This is a genomic window from Streptomyces sp. R-07 (assembly GCF_049913175.1).
In the GTDB taxonomy this organism is placed as follows: domain Bacteria; phylum Actinomycetota; class Actinomycetes; order Streptomycetales; family Streptomycetaceae; genus Streptomyces.
In genome coordinates, this window is the sequence record NZ_CP183978.1 from 6,518,687 (window position 1) to 6,539,494 (window position 20,808).

The following is a 20,808-nucleotide window of genomic DNA, read 5'->3' on the forward strand; positions in this document are numbered from 1 at the left end:
CGGGAGCGCCTTGAAAGCGGCCGGGCCGCCCCTGGGGACCCCAAGGGATCACCAGGGGCGGCCCGGCCGTCCGGAGCGACTGGAAGTAGACAGCATGAAATTCGGCGTATTGCGCAGCGGCGCAAGCCTCGCAGCTGCCACCTTGACGGCATTCGCTTCGACCGCTTGCGGGACGAACGAACCCACCTACGTGCACCCGGAGACCGTAAGTCATTCCGAATTGGTCGGCCGATGGGACGGAGGACGGGAATGCGGCTCGCCGCTTCCGGTGATCCGGCTGCGCGACGACTACACCTATACCGTCAAGGACTATCCGATCGAGTGGAACGGCCCCGTGCGGGGCGAGCAGGTGACACGCCGTTCGACCGACGGCAAATGGCATGCGGTCACCAAAGACCCTGACCGGCCACCCTATCTCGTGCTTCGTTTCGAGAAGGGGGGAGTGGTGGAAACAGATACCCTCGTCTTCACTGTGGACAAGGGGGCCCTGCGGATGGGTACGACGGTCGAGGCGCACGGGGATCCCGAACACACCTTCTCGTGCAGATTCAAACGCACCTCCACCGACCCCGAATTCGGCCGATAGCGGGTCTGGCGCCCGCCGCTCGCGCTAGGTTGCCCTGCATGACTGGACTGGGATCCGCCGCCTGGCCGCCTGCCCCGATACGGACCGAACGACTCGTGCTCCGTGAGTCAGAGGCGCGGGACCGCGCGGCGTTCATCGAGCTGTTCGCCTCGCCGGAGGTGGGGACCTACATCGGTGGTGCCCGACCGCAGGAAGAGCTCGAGCGGGCGCCCGAGGTGCCCGGGCGGCGCCCCGGCTGCTTCGTGGTCGATCTCGACGGAGCGATGATCGGCATGATCACGCTCGATCGGCGTGACGCGGAGCGCCCGGGGCATGTCCGTCCGGAGGGAGGGGAGGCCGAGCTCGGCTACCTGTTCCTGCCGCAGGCATGGGGACACGGGTACGCCGGCGAGGCGTGCGCGGCGGTACTCGACTGGTTCACCGACGCGCTGCCGGGCGAGCCGGTGGTGCTGACCACCCAGGCCGCCAACCACCGCGCGATGCGCCTCGCGGAGAAGCTGGGGTTCACCGAGGTGGAGCGCTTCGAGGAGTACGGCGCCCAGCAGTGGTGCGGCGCGTGGTCCCCGGTCACGCCGTCCGCCTGAACACGTACGCGACAGCGCGGAACGACAGGAGCCCCGCCACAGGGTGGCGGGGCTCCGTCGGTCTCGCGGTGATCAGGGAGATCAGGGAGATCAGGGAAGGAACTCGTACGATGGTCCGTCAGGCGCGAAGTTGCGAGAACACAACGTCACGTCCCTCCCCTTGAGATAGGCCAGCAGCCATTCGCTGAACGTCATCTCGTAGAGGGTCCAGGACGGACTGTCCATCTCCTGGACCAGGACGCGCCAGGGCGACGAGGAGTCGTCGGGAACGCGGAGGAAGACGTATTCCCCCGTCATGGCCGAGGCCACCGGCATCAACTCACCGGGGTTGCCCCCCACCGGAGTGGGCAGGAACGCGGCCATGTCCTCCTCCCGCCAGAACTCTAGATCGTCCTTGACGGTTCTACCCAGGCTGTGCAGGAGATGCCCGGCGGGGTGCTCCAGATACAACTGCCCGTTGATCGTGATCGATCCGTAGGCGTCCACGATCTCGCGGAAGTCCGCAGGGAATTCGACTCCGAATTCCTGCTCCAGCTCGATCCACGGCGCGGGATCCGACCAGTTGAACCGGGGTTCGCCCAACAGGGCTTGGATCTCTGCAAGCGTTGCCACCACTAGGCCCCTTCTAGCACGTCGAGCCGATGCCGGACTTGGAGTTGATCGCGGTGCACGAGAAGGTCTCCGCGATGTCGCCCGACGGTCCGTATGCCGTCATTCCCACCTGGACGAGCGTGGGAACAGCCGAATGCGGGTCCCCGTAGATGGGGACGACCGACATGAACAGTTTGTTGTCCCCGGTCAGGTGCTTCCACCCGAAGGCTTCCACCTTGCTGGCCATCCTGGCATTCGCCCTGCCGTGCAGAGCGACCAGATTCCGGATGTCCTGACCGGTGCCGCCGCCCCAATAACCTATCAGGTGGCCGGCCTGCGGCTTTCCGCCTCCTGCCGCGATTTCCGCCATTCCGTCCGGCTTGACGGACGGTTCGCATTCGGGGCACTTCGGCAGGCCGTTCGCCCCGGTGCGCGACCTGCGGTCGTCCTTGGTGAGGAACGCGTAGGCCCCGGTCGCGCGGCAGCCCTTGTTGCCCGCGTGGTCCGTGTACTCCTCAAGACCGCCGTAGATCCGTCCTCCGTCGATCAGAGGCATCGGGTCGCACGTCGGGTTGTTGGTGTCGGTGGTGCGCGGTGCCGGCCTGGGCTGGGGGCCCGGCGACGGCTGGGGGGTGGGACCCGGACGCGGTTCGTTGTCGGACGAGGAGTCCGAATCGACGTCGTCCGCGGACGGCATCAGCAGACTGCCCAGGGCAGTCCCCGCGTCCGCCAGGTTCTGCTGGCCCTGCGGAGTCGAGGCGTAGGCGGCCGTACCCAGAAGCGCTGCCGCCGCCCAGTAGATGGCCGGGATCGCGAAGAGGAAGTGGCCGTCGAGCTCGACGAGGCTGGTCGGGTTTCCGCCGCCGAAGGCGTAGCGGTTGCTGGTGTACGGGTCCGCGCCCAGCCTCATGTCGGCGAGGGCGCCGTTGTACATGTCCCGGGTGGTGAAGCGGTTGAGCCCCGGGTTGTAGTCGCGGAAGCCCATGTCGTACGTGCCGGACTGGGCGTCCCAGCGCTTCGCGTTGTAGCGGTAGGGGTTGTACTCCTCCTTGTCGGGCTGGCCGGTCTCGGGCTTGTCGATGCCGGTGAACTCGGTGGCGTCGTTGTTGCCGTAGGCCGTGTAGCCGTAGGTGGCCTTGGTGTCGCCGTTCTTGTCGGTCAGGGTCTCGACGTCGGTGTGGCTGTTGTAGCCGTAGTAGCCGTCCTCGGTCGTCCCGTCGGTGTTGTGCTTGGTCTGGGACAGCCGTTCGCCCCACGGGCTGTACTGGAACGACTTGGTCAGCGCGCCGGCGACCTTCTCGTCGAGGACCTCACCGGACAGGCCGAGGTACTCGAAGTCGGTGGTCTTGCCCTCCGCCGTCTTCGACGCGGTGCGGTCCAGCGGGTCGAAGGTGTACGTCGTCGACTTCATCGCGCCGCCGGCGTCCAGCTTCTGGGACTCCACGACGTGGTCGAAGCCGTCGTACACGCTCCGCTCGATGACCTTGCCGCCGGAGCTGACCGACTGCTGGCGGCCGAACGGGTCGTAGGCGTAGCTCGCGCCGACGCCCGAGGTCGACGTGGACAGCAGCCTGTTCCGGTCGTACTGGAACGTGGTGGTCGCGCCCTTGACGGTCTGGCTGATGACGTTGGCGTTGTCGTCGTGGAGGTACGTCTCCGTGGCGGCGCCGTTGCCCGTCTTGACCGACTTGGTGAGCCGGTCGGCCGGGTCGTAGGTGAGGTCGGTCGTCGAGTCGAGGTACGCCGCGCGGTTGTCGGCGTTCATCTTCTTCGCGACGTCCTGCGACTTGTTGCCGTTGGCGTCGTAGGCGTACGTGTGGGAGGCGACCAGCGTGGTGCCGTCCGCCTTCTTCTCCGTCGTCGACTTCAGCGCGGCGTCGAGGTAGTAGGTGTAGTCGACGGTGTTGCCGTTGTCCTTGGTCTCCTTCAGCTTCTGGCCGCGGTCCGTGTACGTGTACGACGTGACCTTGGGGTCGCTGTCCGTCGCGGACTTGCCGATGGACACCGTCTTGACCTTGTCCCGCAGGTCATAGGTGTACTTGGAGAACTGGCTGGGGTGGGTGACCGTGTCCGACTGCCCGTTGGCGTCGTACGTGTACGTCGTCGCCTTCTTCTCCACGCCCGACAGCGACTCCGTCACCTTCTGGACCTGGTCGAGGCCGGTGTAGGTGATGGCGTACGCGTCGACCTTCGTCCCCGGCGACGTGTCGCCGATCGACGTCAGGTTGCCGTTGACGTCGTAGGAGTAGGTGAAGGTCCGCTTCTCGTTGTCTGTCTCCGTGGCGTTGTCACGGACCAGCTTGATCCCGTCCGCGACCACGACGCCGGTGCTGTTCTGGTCCAGCTTCAGCTTGGTGTCCTCGCCCTGCTTGAGGGCGTAGGAGCCGAGGCCGACCCAGGTGCCGGTGCCGGCGTTCTGGTCCTTGGTGACCGCCGGTTCGGTGGTCGTGCCGTGGACCAGCGTGTACTTCGCGGTCGTGGCGGCCCCGGTCACCTTCGGGTACTTCACGTACGCGGTGTACGTGCCGTCCTTGGGGATGTCGAGGGCCCACGTGAAGGCGTCCGTGCCTGCGCCCGCCGCGTGGGTGCGGTGGTCGTAGCCCTGCTGTCCGGCGATGTCACCGGTCGCCCAGGTGCCCGTGGTGGAGATGCTCTGGGTGTCGGAGTTGTCCAGGAGGACCACCGACTTGCCGACCGGAACACCGTCGTCGGAACGGGACTTGACCTTGCCGTCCGGGTAGAACTGCCACGTCATCGTGCGGTTGGAGGAGCCACCCGCCGACGTCAGCGTGCGGGCCGTCTGCTGGCCCACGGCGTTGTAGTCGTAGGTGGTGGAGATGTCCCACGGGTCCGTGGAGCTCTTCGTCCAGCCGTTGTCGAAGTAGGCGACCTTCGTGACGTTGCGGACGGTCTGCCCCTCCGAGGGCGGCATCGAGGTCTGGGAGACCCGGCCCACGGCGTCGTACTCGGTCTCGGTGTAGACGTTCGGGTCGTTGTGAAGGGTGTCCGCCGGGTCGTACGGCTGGTACTGGCGCTTCGGCCGGTTCAGCGCGTCGTACTCGGTGCGGGCCGTGAACGCGGTGGTCGTCCCCGCCTCGACGGCACGCGGGCTGATCACCTTGGTGGAGTTGCCGACCTGGTCGTACTCGTACCGGGTCGTGCGGTAGACGATCGGCGAGGTGCCGCTGCGCGGGACCTTGACCTCGGTCTGCTTGCCGCGCTCGTCGTAGCTGACGAGCGTCGTGTTGTTCTCGGCGTCCGTCGAGGAGACGACCAGGTTGTCCTTGTCGTAGGTCTTCCTGGTGGTCTTGCCGGCGGCGTCCGTGACCGACGTGACCCGGTGGTTCAGGTCGTAGGCGGACATGGAGGTGTAGTCGGCCGTGTCGGCCGTGGCGTTCTTCTTCGGGTCGATGACCTTGGTGGTGTTGCCGACGTTGTCGTACTCGTAGCTGACCTTGTCACCGTTCGCGTTGGTGACCGAGGTGAGCTGGTAGATCTCGTTGTAGTAGTTGGTCGTGACGAAGTCCGTCGCGTCCGCCGTGGTCAGCGAACCCTTCGGCTCGGTCGTGGTCCTGAGGTTGCCGACCTTGTCGTAGGTGTAGGTCGTCTTCCGCTCGTCCGACGTCGGCGTGTACTTCGGCGCGGTCGCCGAGGTCATCTGGTCGGCCGCGTCGTACACCGCGGTGGACACCGCGCCGTTGGGCGCCGTCGACGTGGTGACGTTGTCGTTGGCGTCGTACACGGGAGCCGGAGCGGTGATCAGGTCACCGGCGGCCTGGTCCTTGGGCTCGGTCTTGACCAGCGGGCGGCCGTAGACGTCGTACGTCTGCGTGGTCTTCTTGCCCAGGGCGTCGGTGACCTCGCGGACCTGGCCGCGCTCGTCGTAGACGAACGTCGACGACTTGCCGAGCGCGTCCGTCATCGTCGCCGGGAAGCCCGTGGGCCCGAAGCCGCTGTTCGTGTCCGCGTTGCCGTTGGCGTCGACCGCCCTGGTCAGCTGACCGTAGGCGTCGTACTCGTACGAGGTGGTGTAGTCACCCGCCGTCGCGGTGGCGACGCCCTTGGGGTCGGTGACCGTCTTCAGGTTGCCGAAGGTGTCATAGCCGAACTGCCACTTCCGGCCCTCCGGGGAGGTCTTGGTGAAGATGTCGGCCGAGTACCCGTCGGCACGCGTCTGGTACGTGTACTGGGCGGAGTTCGCCGGGTAGACGCCCGGGGCGCACTCGCTCTGGGCCGGCACACCCGCCTTGTTGTTCTCCGCGTCGCGCTTCCAGAGCGGGTAGCCCGTCTTCTGGTCGTAGCAGTACGCGGTCTTGGCGCCGTTGCTCTCCTCCGTGTACGTGACGTTGTTGTCCGCGTCCCACGACAGCTTCATCGACTGCGACTTGGCGTTCGTCGACAGGACGGCCCGGCCGAAGTCGTCCGTCACGTAGTCGGAGGAACGCGACTCTGCGTCGGTGACCTTGGTGTCGGTGAACTTGTTGTTGGCGGCGTCCGCCGCGTACGTGAAGCCCGTGGTGCCCTGGAGACGGTCGGTGATCGTCTTCGTCCACCAGTGGTACTTCGGGTCGTCGCCGGTCTGCGGGTAGTTGTACGCGAGCGACGTGGCGTTGCCGCGCGGATCGGTCGCCTTGACGAGCTTGACGTTCTTGTTGCCCTGGGTGGCGTCGTACTCGAAGCCGAAGACCTTGGGCTGGGTGGAGCCGGCGCCGTCGGTGATCTTGGTGAGCAGGCCCTTGTCGGAGTACTCGAAGGTGACCTTGCGGCCCGAGATGTCGGTCATCGACTTGATGTGGTCGATGATCTTCGGGTTGCTGCTGTCGGCCTTGGAGTAGTACTCGATGGTGAGCGACTGACGGCCGGACGGGTCGGTGACGTACTTGAGGAACTTGGTCGGCTTGTTGTTCGACTTCCTCTCCTCGTAGGTGTACGTCTGCGTGTTGCCGTTCTTCTCGATGGCCGACGTCATGTAGCCGTCGCAGCCGAACACGAACCGGGTGCCGTCGGGACGGGTCATCGTCCACGCGTCCGGAACCGGGTCCTTCAGCGGCGTGCAGTCCAGGCCGGGCTTGGCCGCCAGCTTGTAGTGGACGCCCGCCGGGGCCTTCCAGGAGCCGTCGGGCTGCTCACGGAAGACGTGGGTCGTGCCGTCGCCGTCCGGGAGACGGATCTCCGTCGGGTGCGGCTTCGGGTGGAACTCCAGCGGCGCGCCGAGCCGGATCGGGCCGGAGGCCTGGAAGGACCAGCCGTAGCCCGAGACGGTGTCGGAGGTGTCGAGGCTGTTGTACGCGAACCGGGCGAAGGTGGTGACACCACGGCCGGGGTTGGTGAACGCGTTGTACTGCCAGACGGTGTTGCCGGACGCCAGGTTGCTCATCGCGGTCGAGCCGGCACCGGTGTTCTTGCCGGTGTAGACGTAGAACTTCTCCATGCCGAGCTGATTGGAGGTGGGGTCCTCCACCGCCACGTTCTGGGCGAGGCCCGGGATGCCGGAGGTGCCGGAGACCCAGGCACCGGTCGTCTTGTTGTAGACGTCCCAGGTGAGGACGTAGTCGGTGCGCTTGTTGCCGTTGTCCGAGTTGATCGGGGTCTTGACCGCGGCCTGGAGGCTGACGGAACCGCCGGGGGCGACGTTCGACGGCAGTGCGGTCTGGACCTGGTTGCCGCCGGTGGTGACGTCCGTGCCGTCGGGCAGGGCCCACTTGTAGGTCAGGACGTTGTCGGCCGAAGTCCAGGTGGAGGCGGTCGTGTTGGTGAGGGTGAAGTCGACCGTGTAGTCACTGTTCGGGGTCATGCGCGCGGGGGTCTGCGGCGCGTAGTACGTCGACTCGGTGGTGGAGTCGATGTACGTGACCACGATCCTCGGCGCGAGGCGCGGCTCGGTGCCTTCGGAGGACAGGAACAGGGTGCGTTCCTGTGAGGTGGCCTCGTCGGCCATCTTGATGGCGACGCCCTTCTGGGACGCCGGGGTGGTCACCCAGGACTGGGCGAGCGAGGTGACGTTCCAGTCGTGACGGGCGGGGTCGTTGGTCATCGCCCCGGTGTCGGCCGTGACGGCGCCGAAGTCGCCGCCGGCCGTCGTCCAGTTCGTGGCGGCGTCGGCCTTGACCCAGGTGGCGGTGGCCTCGTCGAAGTCACGCGTCAGCGGCCGCAGTTCATAGAGCGCACCGGTGGTGTCCTGGGCCGTCTGCGTGGACCACAGTCGGACGTTCGCATCGAGGACGCGGGCGGTGGCGGGAATGCCGAGGGCCGGGAACTTCAGCACCGCGCGGGTGTCGCCGTAGGTGGTGGAGTTGTTGCCGACCGACAGCCAGTTCTTCGGACCCGCGTCGTCGATCGTGTCGTGAGCCGTCGTGGGCTGCGCCGAGGAGACCGTGGTGTCCTGAGTCGCGGCGTACACCTTGGTCGTGCGGCCGGCCTTGGGCAGGCGTACGAGCTGGGTGGGCGCGGCGACGACCTGGCCGTCCTTCGTCTTGACCGCGACCATGTAGTAGTAGGCGCGGCCGTACGGGTCGGGGTCGTCGGCCTTGGTCGGCGTCGCGGAGGTGTCCGTGAACGACGTCGTGCCCGGCGCGACGGGCGCGACGAGGGTGGCGGCGGAGGGGGTGAAGGTCTGGCTGACGGAGCGGTGGACCTGGTACTCGACGAGGTCGTCACCGGTCCCGACCGGGTCCTTGTCCTGGTACGTGGACCAGTTCAGCTCCGCGCCGGTGTCGTGGATCGTGGTCGGGGCGGAGAGGTCGACGCCCTGACGGCCGAACGTGAGAACAAGGCGCGGGTAGTTGGCGGTCTCGCCGCCGTACCCGAACTCGCTGCCCTCGTAACGCGGCCCGCCCTTGGGACCGTTGACGGACTCGTCACCGGCCTTGATCACGAAACCGTTGTTGACGTTCGCCCCGTCGATCCACGACTGAACCGTCTTGGTCACCGGGAAGGAATGCCAGGTGTTCAACTCACCCGGCTGCTTGGTGACCACACCACCCTTGGTGAACCGCACCGCATCCGCGATGACCGACGTCGCGGTCGTGACAGGCCCGTCGCCGAGGACGATCTTGCCGAGCGTGCCGGCCTTGAACGGGTGCGAGCCCAGCGTCTTCCAGACGCCGGTGGTGCCGGCCTGCTGGTTGACGGTGTAGGCCTTCGTGCCGCCGTCGTAGGTGACGGTGTACGGCGCGTTCGTCGCACGGTCCGAAGCCGGAACGTAGTGGGTCTCGACCTGGTACGTGCCGTCCTCAGGAAGGCTCGGCTGCCAGGTGTACGTGTCGCCCGCGACCGCGTCCTTGTTGTACAGGTAGTCCTGGTTCACCGCGTACTGCGTGTAGGCGGTGTTCCCGGAGGCCGGCCAGGCGCCGACCGCCGCAGTGCGGCCGGTGTCGCCGTCATCCACGACGACAGCCGTGCCCGACAACTCACCCGTGATCGCGTTGGCGTTGTCCCACGTGGCCGTGTCCTCCGACCAGGACTGGGTCGCCCGGTGGGCCTCCAGCTGCACTTCCGTGTCACCGGTGGTGTGCGTCTGGTCGAACCACAGCTTCAGATCAGCCGAGTCCAGCTTGGTTCCGGCGGGGATGCTGCTGACCGGGAAGCGGATCAGGCCACGTGACGCACCGGTCGACGTGTTGCCGACGGACAGGCGCCAGTTGTCGTTGTAGTTCGTCGCCGGACCGTCGGACGAGATCATCACGTCCTGCGCCGTCGACGGCGTCGGCGCGATCGAGATCGTCGGATCGATCGTCACCGGATACTGCCGCTCGGACGCCGCCAGCCACTTCGCATCCGGCGTGACGGTCAGCTCCCAGCCCTTACCCGCCCGGGTCAGCTTCTGCGTCATGTTCCCGCTGTAGGCGGAGCCGTACGGAGCCTTCGCGTCCTTCTTCGCGTCCGTCATGAACGCCGCCGGAATGACCAGGACCGGATCCGCACCCTCACCGAAGAAGGAGACGGAACCGTCCTTGTTCGCCTTCGGCGTCAGACCACCCGCATCCAGCGTGAACGTGAACGACACCGGACCGGACGGCTTCGCGCCCAGGACGATGTTCTCCTTCACCCGCCCCGGACCGACCACATACGACAGATCCGCACCGGACACCGCGCCCTTGTACGTCACCGTGTCACCCTTGGCCACCGGCGCGAGCTTCCCCGCACCCTCAAGACCCAGAGTCACCGCATGCCCGTCACCGGCCTCGAACCGCAGCAACCTGCCCGCGTCCGAACCGAACCAACTACGCGCAGCATTCGTCGTGTTGGAGAACGCGAAGCCCTCGACATCGGACGGAACGACCGTCGGATCGACGTCCTTCCAGGACTTCCCCGACCGGTAACCCGTCGGAACCGCCGACACCTCGGCCTGAACCCGACCGTCCGACAGCATCCAGTACCGCGCGTTCGCGGTCCGCTTCCCGGCCAGCTCGGCAACCCGCTTCGCCTTCGGCGCAGCCTTGCCCTTCGGCAACTTCTCACGACTCGGCAGGACCGGAGTCCCACCGCTCGACGGCTCGACCGGCTTCGCCGGCTCGGGCTTGTCGTCGTCCGAGAACCAACCCGAGAGGGCGTCGACGATACCCTCGTCATCTTCTCTCGAAACAGGTGCCGCGTAGGCGACTTGTGGCAACATGGTCCCGGCTATCGCCGAAACCACGAGGCAGGCTATTGCCCGCCCGTATTTCATTTTCACGCGAATCCCTACCTTGATGTGGTGGACCTGACCGCGCTTGCGCACGCCAGGGCATGCCAAAACAGGCCACCTCCCACGCGCGGGAAGCGACCTCGCCAGACGTGATCAGGTCACGGCGGTGGGATTGTTCATCACGGAACTGTCGCTCCGTCAAGTGCTCACGCAATTAGGGCATTTCACGAGTCGAGGTTGCGAAGGTTGGTTGCGCCTTGCCGGACTTGTCGGCCGCCTGGCATGCACGGATTCGGATGGTGTATAACCCAGGCCGAATTCGCGTCGACCGAAAGTGCGGGCCATGTCCACGACGGAAGAACTGACAGAACCGGCGGAGCGGGATGAGCCCGTGGCCTCTCACACCTCTCGGCGTCGCCGAGGCATCGCCGTCGTGGCGCTGCTGCTTCTCGCCGGCGGCGCGTTCGGTACGTACCGGATGCTCGACTCCGACGACGCGTCCGCGACCCGGGAGGGCGCAGCCGCGCGCAACGTGCCCGTCGCCGACGTGACGTACGAGGTGCTCGGTGAGGGAACCGCCGACATCTCCTACCGGGGGCCCGGTGACGACGAGGCGGCCGTGGTCACGAACGCCGCGCTCCCGTGGAAGAAGACCGTGAGCGTCCCTGTCGGCGCCGCCCCGACCGTCCACGTCACCCTGGGGGAGAAGGGCGGCACGGCGAGCTGTTCCCTGGCCGTCCACGGGCGGCACGTCCAGCGCGCCACCGCCACGGGCGCCTTCGGCCGTGCGACGTGCCGCAGCGAAGCCCCCGCCGCCGCCGAGGGGGCCCGTTGACCAGTGGGCAGGGACCCTCCGACTCCCTTGACGCCCCTGCCCCGTAGGACAAGACTCCGCACGGTCAAGAACCCCACGCCCCGCACGGCCTCGTTCCGTCCCCCCGAACGAAGGGTTCCGTCCATGACCGCAACCGCACCCTCCGGAAGATCCGGAAACCCCGGAAGCCCCAGACCCTCCGGCTACCGCGACGGCCGGGTCGACCTCGCGCCCGGCGCGGAGCCCGCCGACCCCCGCTTCGTCAACGACGACCTGCTCCCCGTGCCCGTGGCCGGACGCCGCTGGACCACGTACAACTTCGCCGCCCTCTGGGTCGGCATGGCCCACAACATCCCCTCCTGGATGCTCGCCTCCGGTCTCGTCGCCCTCGGCATGGACTGGAAGCAGGCCGTCCTCACCATCGGCCTGGCCAACGTCGTCGTCCTCGTGCCGATGCTGCTCACCGGGCACGCCGGCCCGAAGTACGGCATCCCCTTCCCCGTCCTCGCCCGTGCCTCCTTCGGACTGCGCGGGGCGAACCTGCCCGCCCTCGTCCGGGCCGGCGTCGCCTGCGCCTGGTTCGGCATCCAGACCTGGATCGGTGGCCAGGGAGTCTTCGTCCTGCTCGACAAGGCCTTCGGGGGCGACTGGGCGGAGGCCTCCAGGGTCGGCGGCCAGCCCTGGACGCTCTGGCTCTCCTTCGTCCTCTTCTGGGCGCTCGAACTCGCCATCATCTACCGGGGGATGGAGGCCCTGCGCCGCTTCGAGAACTGGGCCGCGCCCTTCGTGATCGTCGGCGCGCTCGCGCTCCTCGTCTGGATCACGGTCAAGGCGGGCGGCGTCGGCCCCCTCCTCGACCAGCCGTCGAAGCTGGGCTGGGGAGCCGACTTCTGGCCGGTCTTCTTCCCCGCCCTCATGGGCATGATCGCCTTCTGGGCCACCCTCAGCCTCAACATCCCCGACTTCACCCGCTTCGGCGCCGGCCAGCGCTCCCAGGTCCTGGGGCAGACCCTCGGTCTGCCCACCACCATGACCCTGTTCGCGCTGCTCTCGGTGCTCGTCACCTCCGGCTCGCAGGCCGTATACGGGGCGCCGGTCTGGGACCCGGTGGAGCTCGCCGCCAGGACCGACAACGTCTTCGGTCTGCTCTTCGCCCTGGTGACCGTGCTGGTCGCCACCCTCTCGGTGAACCTCGCGGCGAACGTCGTCTCCCCGGCGTACGACCTCGCCAACCTCGCCCCGAGGCTGGTGAACTTCCGTACGGGCGCGCTGATCACCGGCGTCGTCGGCGTGCTCATCATGCCGTGGAAGCTGACGGCCACCCCGGAGCTCTACATCTTCACGTGGCTCGGCCTGGTCGGCGGCCTCCTCGGTACGGTCGCGGGCATCCTCATCGCCGACTACTGGCTCGTCCGCCGGACCGTCCTCGACCTCGAAGGCCTCTACCGGGCCGACGGCCCGTACTGGTACCGGGGCGGCTGGAACCCGGCCGCCGTCCTCGCCTTCGTGGTCGGCGGTGTCCTCGCCGTGGGCGGCTCCCACTCGGCGCCGGGCACCGGACCGTTCCCCGAGGACGGACTGATCCCCTTCCTCAAGCCCCTCGCCGACTACGGCTGGGCCGTCGGACTCACCGCCGCCCTGCTGCTCTACACCGCCCTCATGAAGCGCGGGGCAGCCGTCCGGCCGTCGTCCCGATCCACCTGAGGTAGGACCAGACCCGGGTGTTCACGGCGGGGGTGTCGGTCGCGCACCCCTTCCCGTACGAGACCAGACCGACCACGTACGGCGTCCCCGCGACCGTGTGGACCAGTGGGCCGCCGGAGTCGTACTGACAGGTGTCCCGTCCCGGTGCGTACGTGCAGAGCTGGGCGGGGCCGACCTGGGACATGCCCCGGGTCCCGCACGCCGGGTTGCTCATGGTGCCGAGGACCACGGTCCGCAGGACGTCGGAGGTACGGCCGCCGAACGAGGTGGCGCCCCAGCCGGGAGCCTCCACCTGCGTGTGGTCGAAGGTGCCGTGGGCGTACCGGGTGGGCAGGGCCACCGGCCGCACGTCACGGTTGAACACCACCGGCTCGGCGAGGCGGACCAGCGCGATGTCGTTGCGCTGGGTGGCCGGGTCGTAGTCCGGGTGCGGGATGAACGAGGCCGGGGTCGCGAGCACCGCGTGCGGACTGTCGTCCCCGCGCGTCAGGTCGTGGTCGCCGAGGAGCACGCCCACGCGCGCGGTGCTGCTGTACGAGCCGGTCAGACAGTGCGCGGCGGTGAGCACGTACCGCTCGCCGACGAGCGCCCCGCCGCACATCACCCGCCGCTCCGCCAGGTCCACGAGCCCCACCATGAACGGGTACTGATGGGGCCGCGCCTCCTGACCTCCGACGACCGCGTACGCGGGCGGTGCGATGCCGAGGGGGCACACCGCCATCACCGCGCCCGCGACCGTCGCCATGAGTTTCCTCGCCCGTCCCACCTGATCTCCGCTCCGTCGGCACCGTGATTCCGGGGCCGGTCCTGTGCGGAGACGTTTCCGCACGTCCGTCCCGGCCCGCGTGGGCATCAACGACGCGGACGCGGCGGGGTCACCTGAGCAGGGGCCGGACTGGTGTCCGAGACGGTGACCTGGGGTGCCGGGGCGGCGATCAGCGGTCGGCGTCGGGGGCCCAGCCGGGCACGTGCGCGGCGGCGGCGGCGTCCCAGGCGGGGGCGCCGCCGGGGAACGGCCAGGCCCACGTCGCGTCGGGCGATTCCGTGATCGCCCGCAGGTTCTCCGCGAGCCGGCGGCTCTCGAACGAGATCAGGAGGCCGGCGCCGCTGGTGCCGTCCAGTGCGGCGACCTGCTCCTCGTACCCTCGGATCGGCCGGGCCGCGCAGCGCGCCACCCAATCGGCGTCCACGGCCCGCGACAGCACGAGCACCTCCGGCCGCCCTCCCTCCGCGAGCGCCGCCGTCAGACGGTCGTGGCCGTCAAGGACGACGGGGGAGTTGAGCCCGCTGATCCACCAGGCGAACACCGGCGGCAGCACTCCTTCCCGGTACTGGCGGCGGTACGCCCGCACCCGGGGCGCCTCCACCGGCGAGAGCGCCCGCAGCGGCAGCAGATCGCGCGCGTCCTCGACCGGGTCGCCGTACCCGAACCAGGTCAGATGGCCCCGGTCGGGGTCGTGCGCGAGGAGCTTCGGCCAATTGCCGTCCACGAACCAGCCCCTCGTCCGGGGCCCGAGTCGCCACTCGCCCGTGTGGAGCGGTCCTTCGGTCGCCGTCCGGAGTTCCGTCTCCGCGTGGGCGGCCCAGCGCGACGTCCACTCCTCCGTGCCCGGCGTCGCGAACTCCGCGAACGCGCGCGCCCGTTCGGCCCGCAGCGGGGCCATCGGGGAGACGTACCGGCCGGTCCGCCCGTAGTGGACCCCGTGGTGATTGACACGCTGACGGGCGAACAGCACCGGGGTCGCGCCCTGCAGCAGGACCAGCCGGCGCTCGTCGGCGCACTCCATCCGCAGACCGGGCTTCACCGGCCCCTCGACACGCATCCCGCCACCCTACGCGGCGGCTACGGCCCCCGGGCCGTCCAGTCCTCCGTACCGAACGTGGACTCCGCCCGCTCCTTCGCCCGGGTCGGTTCGTCCTCCGTGAGCCGGCCCTCCGCGAGGCCGTAGCGGTTCCGGAAGGAGGCGATCATCCGCTCGATCACCGTCTCGCGCGGCAGACCCGCCTGACGCCGAGCGAATCCTGGACTCGGTGACTCTGACGGAGGTGGGCGAGGCCGTACTGCCGTACGCCCGGGCCGCGCTCTCCGCCGTCGAAGCGGTGCCGCAGGTCGCGGACGAGTTCACCGGACTGCTCCGCGGTCAGGTCACCCTCGGCCTCGTCCCGGGCGCGGCCGCGGCAGCCCACGAGTTCGACCTGCCGGCCATCCCGGCCGGCTTCCACGAGGAACACCCCCAGGTCGAGATCGCCCTGACCGAGGACGCCTCGGAGCGGATGCTCACCGCAATGAATCGCGGCGACCTCGACCTCGCCGTGATCGGCCTCGCGGACGAGGAACCCCCACCGGGCGTATCCGTCCAGGTCCTGGTCGACGACTCCCCGGTCGCGGCCGTCGCCCGGACGACCACGCCCTCACCCCCCCCGACCGCACGAGCATTCCGCTGGCCGAGCTGCGTGATCGCCCGCTGATCAGCCTGCCGCGTGGCACAGGCATCTCTTCCCTCGCGCCGAGTAGGGCCGCAGGTGGCCCGGTCGGCTCGCAGGTGGCCCAGTCGGCTCGTACGGAATTGGCCTGTGTGAGAGGGGAGTTGCGCACTACCGTAGGCGCAATGACAACAAGATCCACTTCGGCCGACCGGCCCACGTCCGTGCCCTTGACCGAGGCGCCGTTGCGTCAGGCCCGTAACTCCGCCGCCCTTTGGATCGCGACCGGGCGATCCCGGGGGCATGAGGTCATCCGGCGCCGCGGATTCGTCGCGGTCGACGGCGGCGAGCGGGCCGGCCTGCGGATCCTCATCCAGGAGTCCGACCTCGATCCGGGCGAGCTGGCCGAGTTGAGCGAGCTGGCTCGCCGGGCCGCGGGCCCGGTGAACGCCGAGGATCCGTTCAGTTCGACCGACCTGGGCCACCTGGGCATGCGCAGCTGGCAGATGCCGGTCATGCTGCGCCTGCCCGGGCCCGTCGGCGAACCGGCGCTCGACGTGTTCCGGGTGCGGCGGCCAGAGGACCTCCAGGCGGCCGAGCAGATCGTGATCGAGGGCTTCGAACTGGACGGATTCACGCCCTACCGCCCCGGCGAGCTGTTCCCGGCAGCGCTGATCGAGCAGCCGGGCGTGGAGGTGTACGTCGCCTCGCACGACGGCGTGCCCGCGGGAGCCTGCGTCAGCGTCGTGGACGACGGGATCGGCAGCCACTACTGGGTCGGCACCTCGCCGGCGTTCCGGTCGCGTGGCGTGGGGCGGGCCGTCATGCTCGGCTCCCTCGCCCACCTGGCAGACCTGCCGCTCACCCTCACCGCTTCGAAGCTGGGCAGGCCGCTGTACGAGTCGCTGGGCTACACCGTCGCGGCACCCTCGACCTGGTGGGGGCCTCCGCTCCCGTGACACCGCCGCGGTGAGCCCCGCGGGCTCGCCGATCCCCGCAGGACCGGACGCGCGTCCGGCCCTGCGGGGATCTCCGCCGAGGTCACGGCGTTCTGGCACGTCAGCGTTCCGGCACGTCAGCGTTCCGCTACATGCACGATCTCCTTGACGATCGTCCCGACACCGGACACGAAGTGGTAAATGGATCCGCCCGCCAGGACCAGGGCGCCGATCAGGATCCAGCCACCGCGGCCGCTGTCCACCTGGAAGTCCGAACCACTCGTCCCGGGGTTCCCGGCGGGCGCCCGCAGCATCTCCCTGGCGACGTGGGTCGCGCCGATCGTGGCGTGGGCGGCTCCGGCAAGCGTCATGCCGAGGACACCGATGGCGAACCATTCCGCTCGCCCGATCTCGTCCATCGTTCTCGCCTCCTCGCCAGTGAGGTGACCTCACCGTCACCTCCGATCCCCGGCGCGGTGCGAACGGACCACCGGGGACCGGACGGGTCAGACCAGGGGGGCCGATGGGCCCCGTCGACCCCCTGCCGGATGTCAGGCGTCCGCGGTCGCCTCCAGGGGGCTCAGGGCGGCTGCCCGGCGGGCGGGGACGGCGGCCGCGAGGACTCCGATCGCGAGGGAGAGGAGGCATACGAGGAGCAGGGTGCCCCAGGGCAGTACCAGGGTGTACTGCTCGATGGCGCCGTTGGCGAGGGAGCCGACCGCCCAGGCGCCGAACAGCCCGCCCGCCAGGCCGAGGAGCGTGCCGAAGCCGGCGACGGTCAGCGCCTCCAGGCGGATCACGCGGCGGACGCCGGCGCGGTCCATGCCCAGCGCGCGCAGCGCACCGATCTCGCGGGTGCGTTCGGCGACCGACATGGCCAGCGTGTTCACGATGCCGAGCGCGCTGATGACGACGCCGATGCCGAGCATCCCGTACATCACGTCCAGCAGGTCACCCATGGTGCCCGCGGCCTCACGGACGAGCTGCTCCCGGTCCTGCACCTTGAGCAGCGGGTTGTTGCCCACGGCGGTGCGCAGCCGGCTCTCCAGCGCCGTCGTCGCCGGCCCGTCGGTGCGCAGCAGGACACGCTGGACGGAGTCGGGCAGGAAACTGCTCGCCGCGACCTCGGCGCGGCTGCCGAGCGCGTCGTGGGCGACGGGGTTGTCCCGGTAGACGCCCACGATCCTGTACGCGGTGAACTTCCCGGCGCGGCCCATCTGGACGTTCAGCCGACCGCCGGTGGTCACCCCGTTCTCCCGGGCGAGGGTGCTGGAGACGGCGATCCGGCCCGGGGCCAGGTTCTCGGCGGATCCGGAGACGAAGTCGAGCTTCATGGTGTCGCGCACGGTGGCCGGTTCGACACCGGAGATCTGCCGGACGCCGCCACCGGTGAACAGGGTCGAGTCCGTGACCGCGTGCGCGCTGCGCACTCCGGGGGTGTCGGCCAGCCGTCGTACGGCACCGGGGTCGATGCCCGTCATGGTGGAGCGGGTGCTGACGACGTAGTCGGCGCCGAGCCCGGCCGCGGCCTGGCGGTCGAGGGCCTGTCCGGTGGAGTGCCCGATGACGGCGAGCCCCGTGACGAGGCCGGTGCTGATCAGCAAGGTGGCGGCGGTGGCCGCGGTGCGGCGCGGATCGCGCAGGGCGTTCTCGCGCGCGAGACGGCCGGTGACGCCGAAGCGCCTGGTCAGCCGCCCGGTCAGCCGGATCACCGGGGTGGCGAGCAGCGGGGCGAGCACGATCAGGGCGGCGACGAACAGACCGCAGCCGGCCATCGCGTCGCGCAGGTTCTCCTCCGAGGCGTCCTTCGCGCCGCTGAGCGACACCAGCAGGCCGGCGCCGAGCACGAGCAGGCCGAGGCCCACCGCGCCGCGCAGCCGGGACCGCTGCGCCGGAGGCGGCTGCTCGGCCGTGCGCATCGCCTCCACGGGTGAGGTCCTCGCGGCCAGGCGGGAGGGCAGCCACGCGGCGAGCACGGTGACGCCGACGCCCACGCCGAGCGCCGCCACGACCGAGCGCGGGCCGATCACCAGAGGGCCGCTGGGCAGGGCGGTGCCGTCGCCGCCGAGGACGTCGGGCAGCACCGCCGCGATGCCGAGCCCGAGCAGGAAGCCGGCCACCGAGGCGGCCAGGCCGACGACCAGGGCCTCCAGGAGGACGGAGCGCGACACCTGGCGCCGCGAGGCGCCGATCGCCCGGAGCAGCGCGGTCTCCCGGCTGCGCCGCTTCACGAGCATGGTGAAGGTGTTGACGATGAGGAACGAGCCGATGAAGAGCGAGACCCCGGCGAAGACCATCGGCACCTTCTCGTAGCCGCGGGTCAGGGTGTCGACGAGGATGGCCTGCTGGGCCGCCTGGGCCTGGCCCGTGGTGGCTTCGGCACGGTCGGCGGGCAGCACGGCCGTGACCCGGTCGGCGAGTCCGTACGCGGTGGTGCCGGCGGCGGCGGTCAGGTCGATGCCGGTGTAGTGGCCGGGCGTGGAGAACAGCTTCTGGGCGGTCGCCGTGTCGAAGAGGACGAGGGTGCCGCCGGCGGTGACGCGGGTGTCGTCGGTGGTGACGGTGCCGACCAGCCGCTTGGTCATGACGGGGCCGTCCGTGGCCAGGGTGATCGTGTCGCCGATGCGGAAGCGGCCGGCGGTGGCGGTTCCGCTGTCCACGGCGATCTCGCCGTCGTTCGCGGGGGCGCGGCCTTCGGCAAGCGGGTGACGGCTGTCCTTGCCGTCCTTGCCCGGTACGTACGCGGTGGCCGGATGGGACCAGGCGCGGTCGGCCCGCAGCGGGGTGCCGTCCGCCGCGTTCAGGGTGGCCGAGCCGTCGACCGACGGGCGTACGGCGGCGACACCGGGCACCCGGGCCAGTCTTGCGACGAGCGCGTCGTCGAGCACACCGGCCCGCGCTCCGCCCTCGGCACCGGGCTCGGGGGCTTTCTCGGTCACGGTGACGTCGACCCCGGCGAAGCTCTTCGACGCGGCGGCGCGATGGGCGGCGGCGGTGGAGTCCGCGAAGACGAGGGTGCCGCTGACGAACGCGACGCCCAGGCAGACGGCGAGGACGGTCATGGCCAGCCGGGCCTTGTGGGCCAGGAGGTTGCGCAGGGTTGTTCTCAACATGGGGCTTCCGGGCTTTCCGAGGGATTCCGGGGAAGTCGAGGACTTCCGGAGGGGTACGGGACGGACGGCGGGGGCGCGGTTCAGCCGTCGGGGGAGGGGCTCAGCCGTCGTTGGAGCGGTCAGCCGTCGTGGGAGCGGGAGCCCAGGCTCTTCATCAGGTCGAGGACGCGGTCCGGGGTGGGCCGGGACATCTCCTCGACGAGGCGTCCGTCGGAGAGGAACACGACGCGGTCGGCGTAGCCGGCGGCCACGGGGTCGTGGGTGACCATGACCACGGTCTGGCCCAGCTCGCGCACCGAGTCACGCAGGAAGCCGAGGACCTCGGCTCCGGCGCGCGAGTCGAGGTTGCCGGTCGGTTCGTCACCGAAGACGATCGCCGGGCGCGAGGCCAGGGCGCGGGCGACGGCGACGCGCTGTTGCTGGCCACCGGACAGCTGGGCGGGCCGGTGGCCCAGGCGGTCGGAGAGCCCGACCATGGAGACGACCCGGTCCAGCCACGCCCGGTCGGGGCGGCGGCCGGCGATGTCCATCGGCAGCGTGATGTTCTCGAGCGCGGTCAGCGTCGGCAGCAGGTTGAACGCCTGGAAGACGAACCCGATGCGGTCCCGGCGGAGCTGCGTGAGCTGCCGGTCCCCGAGGCGGGCGAGTTCGGTGGTGCCGACGCGTACCGACCCGGAGGTGGGCGAGTCGAGCCCGGCGGCGCAGTGCATCAGGGTGGACTTGCCGCAGCCCGACGGGCCCATGATCGCGGTGAACTCGCCTTCCCGGAAGGCGATGCTGACCCGGTCCAGGGCGACCACGCGGGTGTCGCCGCTGCCGTAGACCTTCGACAGGTCGGTGGTGGCGGCCGCGATGCCGGTCATCGGGTGCGGTGACAGGAGGTCGGCGGTCATGGGGCTCCTCTTCTCGTACGGAAAGCGCACGTGAAGCCTGTCCGGGGAACGTATCGGGGCCTGGGCCTCTGTGTATCGACGCCCGCTCGGGCGTGCGGCAAAGGTGTAGCGGGCCGGGCACGCGAAAGGGCCTCCCCGCGGTGTCCGCGCGTCGAGGGCGCGGGCACCACGGGGAGGCCCTGGAGGGGCGCCGCCGTTACCTGCGCCCGGCCTGGGCGGCGACCGAGCGGGCGAGCGCTCCTACGGCCAGGAGCGTTCCGCCGAGGAACAGCCCGATCACGCCGAGCACACCGGCGGGCTGTCCCGTCTCGCCCGCCGCGGCGTTCGCGGTGAGCCCGCCGATGACGAGCAGCAGGGACAGGGCGGCGGTGAGGGCACCGATGCCCAGGACGCCGCGGGACAGGGCGGTGGTGCGGACGGACGGGTTCATGATGGCCTCCTCGAAGTGGGTCCCGCGCCGGATCCGGTACGGGACGAGGTGTCCTTCGAAGGGTGTCGGAGCAACGTATCGGGGCCTGGGCGGCTGTGTATCAGT

The 20,808-nt window shown here is 69.7% G+C and carries 15 protein-coding genes; 6 read left to right on the forward strand and 9 right to left on the reverse strand.

Annotated features, from left to right (window positions below):
* Positions 1 to 94: 94 nt before the first annotated feature.
* Positions 95 to 586: a hypothetical protein gene (locus ACN9M0_RS29890; RefSeq protein WP_366042652.1), complete on the forward strand. Its 492-nt coding sequence runs from the start codon at positions 95 to 97 to the stop codon at positions 584 to 586.
* Positions 587 to 624: 38 nt separating this feature from the next.
* Positions 625 to 1,170 carry a GNAT family N-acetyltransferase gene (locus ACN9M0_RS29895; protein ID WP_366042653.1) on the forward strand — a complete coding sequence of 182 codons (546 nt, stop codon included), beginning with the start codon at positions 625 to 627 and terminating at the stop codon, positions 1,168 to 1,170.
* Positions 1,171 to 1,260: 90 nt separating this feature from the next.
* On the opposite strand, the gene ACN9M0_RS29900 is transcribed toward ACN9M0_RS29895, so the two are convergent.
* Together ACN9M0_RS29900 and ACN9M0_RS29905 are read right to left on the reverse strand one after the other, a co-directional pair.
* The gene (locus ACN9M0_RS29900; protein ID WP_366042654.1) at positions 1,261 to 1,782 is read right to left on the reverse strand and encodes an SMI1/KNR4 family protein; all 522 of its coding nucleotides are present in this window, start codon (positions 1,780 to 1,782) and stop codon (positions 1,261 to 1,263) included.
* Positions 1,783 to 1,795: 13 nt separating this feature from the next.
* The gene (locus tag ACN9M0_RS29905; RefSeq protein ID WP_426405344.1) at positions 1,796 to 10,429 is read right to left on the reverse strand and encodes a DNRLRE domain-containing protein; all 8,634 of its coding nucleotides are present in this window, start codon (positions 10,427 to 10,429) and stop codon (positions 1,796 to 1,798) included.
* A 301-nt stretch (positions 10,430 to 10,730) separates the two neighbouring features.
* Between ACN9M0_RS29905 and ACN9M0_RS29910 the strand changes: the two genes are divergently transcribed.
* Positions 10,731 to 11,222: an MmpS family transport accessory protein gene (locus ACN9M0_RS29910; RefSeq protein ID WP_426404501.1), complete on the forward strand. Its 492-nt coding sequence runs from the start codon at positions 10,731 to 10,733 to the stop codon at positions 11,220 to 11,222.
* A 123-nt stretch (positions 11,223 to 11,345) separates the two neighbouring features.
* Complete coding sequence (locus ACN9M0_RS29915) at positions 11,346 to 12,905, forward strand: NCS1 family nucleobase:cation symporter-1 (RefSeq protein ID WP_426404502.1); 1,560 nt, start codon at positions 11,346 to 11,348, stop codon at positions 12,903 to 12,905.
* Here the strand turns inward: ACN9M0_RS29915 and ACN9M0_RS29920 are convergent.
* The 3 genes from ACN9M0_RS29920 to ACN9M0_RS29930 all read right to left on the reverse strand — a co-directional run bounded on the left by ACN9M0_RS29920 (position 12,859) and on the right by ACN9M0_RS29930 (position 14,877).
* Positions 12,859 to 13,650 (reverse strand): serine protease, encoded by a 792-nt coding sequence (locus tag ACN9M0_RS29920; protein ID WP_366042856.1) that lies wholly within the window; start codon positions 13,648 to 13,650, stop codon positions 12,859 to 12,861. The two genes, ACN9M0_RS29915 and ACN9M0_RS29920, sit on opposite strands and share 47 nt — an antisense overlap.
* Before the next feature lie 190 nt (positions 13,651 to 13,840).
* Positions 13,841 to 14,728, reverse strand: a complete 888-nt coding sequence (locus ACN9M0_RS29925; RefSeq protein WP_426404503.1) for a hypothetical protein — start codon at positions 14,726 to 14,728, stop codon at positions 13,841 to 13,843.
* 20 nt (positions 14,729 to 14,748) lie between these two features.
* The gene (locus tag ACN9M0_RS29930; RefSeq protein ID WP_399696615.1) at positions 14,749 to 14,877 is read right to left on the reverse strand and encodes a hypothetical protein; all 129 of its coding nucleotides are present in this window, start codon (positions 14,875 to 14,877) and stop codon (positions 14,749 to 14,751) included.
* Positions 14,878 to 14,936: 59 nt separating this feature from the next.
* Here ACN9M0_RS29930 and ACN9M0_RS29935 point away from each other — a divergent pair, with 59 nt between their 5' ends.
* Positions 14,937 to 15,374, forward strand: a complete 438-nt coding sequence (locus ACN9M0_RS29935) for a LysR substrate-binding domain-containing protein (protein ID WP_426404504.1) — start codon at positions 14,937 to 14,939, stop codon at positions 15,372 to 15,374.
* A gap of 140 nt (positions 15,375 to 15,514) precedes the next feature.
* Positions 15,515 to 16,288 (forward strand): GNAT family N-acetyltransferase, encoded by a 774-nt coding sequence (locus ACN9M0_RS29940; RefSeq protein ID WP_426404505.1) that lies wholly within the window; start codon positions 15,515 to 15,517, stop codon positions 16,286 to 16,288.
* Between the two features lie 116 nt (positions 16,289 to 16,404).
* Here the strand turns inward: ACN9M0_RS29940 and ACN9M0_RS29945 are convergent, their stop codons facing one another.
* The 4 genes from ACN9M0_RS29945 to ACN9M0_RS29960 form a co-directional block, all read right to left on the reverse strand.
* Positions 16,405 to 16,686 (reverse strand): hypothetical protein, encoded by a 282-nt coding sequence (locus tag ACN9M0_RS29945; RefSeq protein ID WP_426404506.1) that lies wholly within the window; start codon positions 16,684 to 16,686, stop codon positions 16,405 to 16,407.
* Between the two features lie 132 nt (positions 16,687 to 16,818).
* Entirely contained in the window at positions 16,819 to 19,380 is a 2,562-nt protein-coding gene (locus ACN9M0_RS29950) for an ABC transporter permease (RefSeq protein ID WP_426404507.1), read from the reverse strand.
* A gap of 119 nt (positions 19,381 to 19,499) precedes the next feature.
* On the reverse strand, positions 19,500 to 20,273 hold the full coding sequence (locus ACN9M0_RS29955) for an ABC transporter ATP-binding protein (protein ID WP_399696625.1): 774 nt from the start codon (positions 20,271 to 20,273) through the stop codon (positions 19,500 to 19,502).
* 196 nt (positions 20,274 to 20,469) lie between these two features.
* Positions 20,470 to 20,703, reverse strand: coding sequence for a hypothetical protein (locus ACN9M0_RS29960; protein ID WP_426404508.1), 234 nt, complete (start codon positions 20,701 to 20,703; stop codon positions 20,470 to 20,472).
* Positions 20,704 to 20,808: the final 105 nt, after the last annotated feature.

What these genes read in the sequence shown, in the direction of transcription:
- ACN9M0_RS29890 (WP_366042652.1), top strand. Translation starts at nt 95, where the DNA reads ATGAAATTCGGCGTATTGCGCAGCGGCGCAAGCCTCGCAGCTGCCACC.
- ACN9M0_RS29895 (WP_366042653.1), top strand. Translation starts at nt 625, where the DNA reads ATGACTGGACTGGGATCCGCCGCCTGGCCGCCTGCCCCGATACGGACC.
- ACN9M0_RS29905 (WP_426405344.1), bottom strand. Translation starts at nt 10,429, where the DNA reads ATGAAATACGGGCGGGCAATAGCCTGCCTCGTGGTTTCGGCGATAGCC.
- ACN9M0_RS29910 (WP_426404501.1), top strand. Translation starts at nt 10,731, where the DNA reads ATGTCCACGACGGAAGAACTGACAGAACCGGCGGAGCGGGATGAGCCC.
- ACN9M0_RS29915 (WP_426404502.1), top strand. Translation starts at nt 11,346, where the DNA reads ATGACCGCAACCGCACCCTCCGGAAGATCCGGAAACCCCGGAAGCCCC.
- ACN9M0_RS29920 (WP_366042856.1), bottom strand. Translation starts at nt 13,650, where the DNA reads ATGGCGACGGTCGCGGGCGCGGTGATGGCGGTGTGCCCCCTCGGCATC.
- ACN9M0_RS29925 (WP_426404503.1), bottom strand. Translation starts at nt 14,728, where the DNA reads ATGCGTGTCGAGGGGCCGGTGAAGCCCGGTCTGCGGATGGAGTGCGCC.
- ACN9M0_RS29930 (WP_399696615.1), bottom strand. Translation starts at nt 14,877, where the DNA reads ATGATCGCCTCCTTCCGGAACCGCTACGGCCTCGCGGAGGGCCGGCTC.
- ACN9M0_RS29940 (WP_426404505.1), top strand. Translation starts at nt 15,515, where the DNA reads ATGACAACAAGATCCACTTCGGCCGACCGGCCCACGTCCGTGCCCTTG.
- ACN9M0_RS29945 (WP_426404506.1), bottom strand. Translation starts at nt 16,686, where the DNA reads ATGGACGAGATCGGGCGAGCGGAATGGTTCGCCATCGGTGTCCTCGGC.
- ACN9M0_RS29950 (WP_426404507.1), bottom strand. Translation starts at nt 19,380, where the DNA reads ATGTTGAGAACAACCCTGCGCAACCTCCTGGCCCACAAGGCCCGGCTG.
- ACN9M0_RS29955 (WP_399696625.1), bottom strand. Translation starts at nt 20,273, where the DNA reads ATGACCGCCGACCTCCTGTCACCGCACCCGATGACCGGCATCGCGGCC.
- ACN9M0_RS29960 (WP_426404508.1), bottom strand. Translation starts at nt 20,703, where the DNA reads ATGAACCCGTCCGTCCGCACCACCGCCCTGTCCCGCGGCGTCCTGGGC.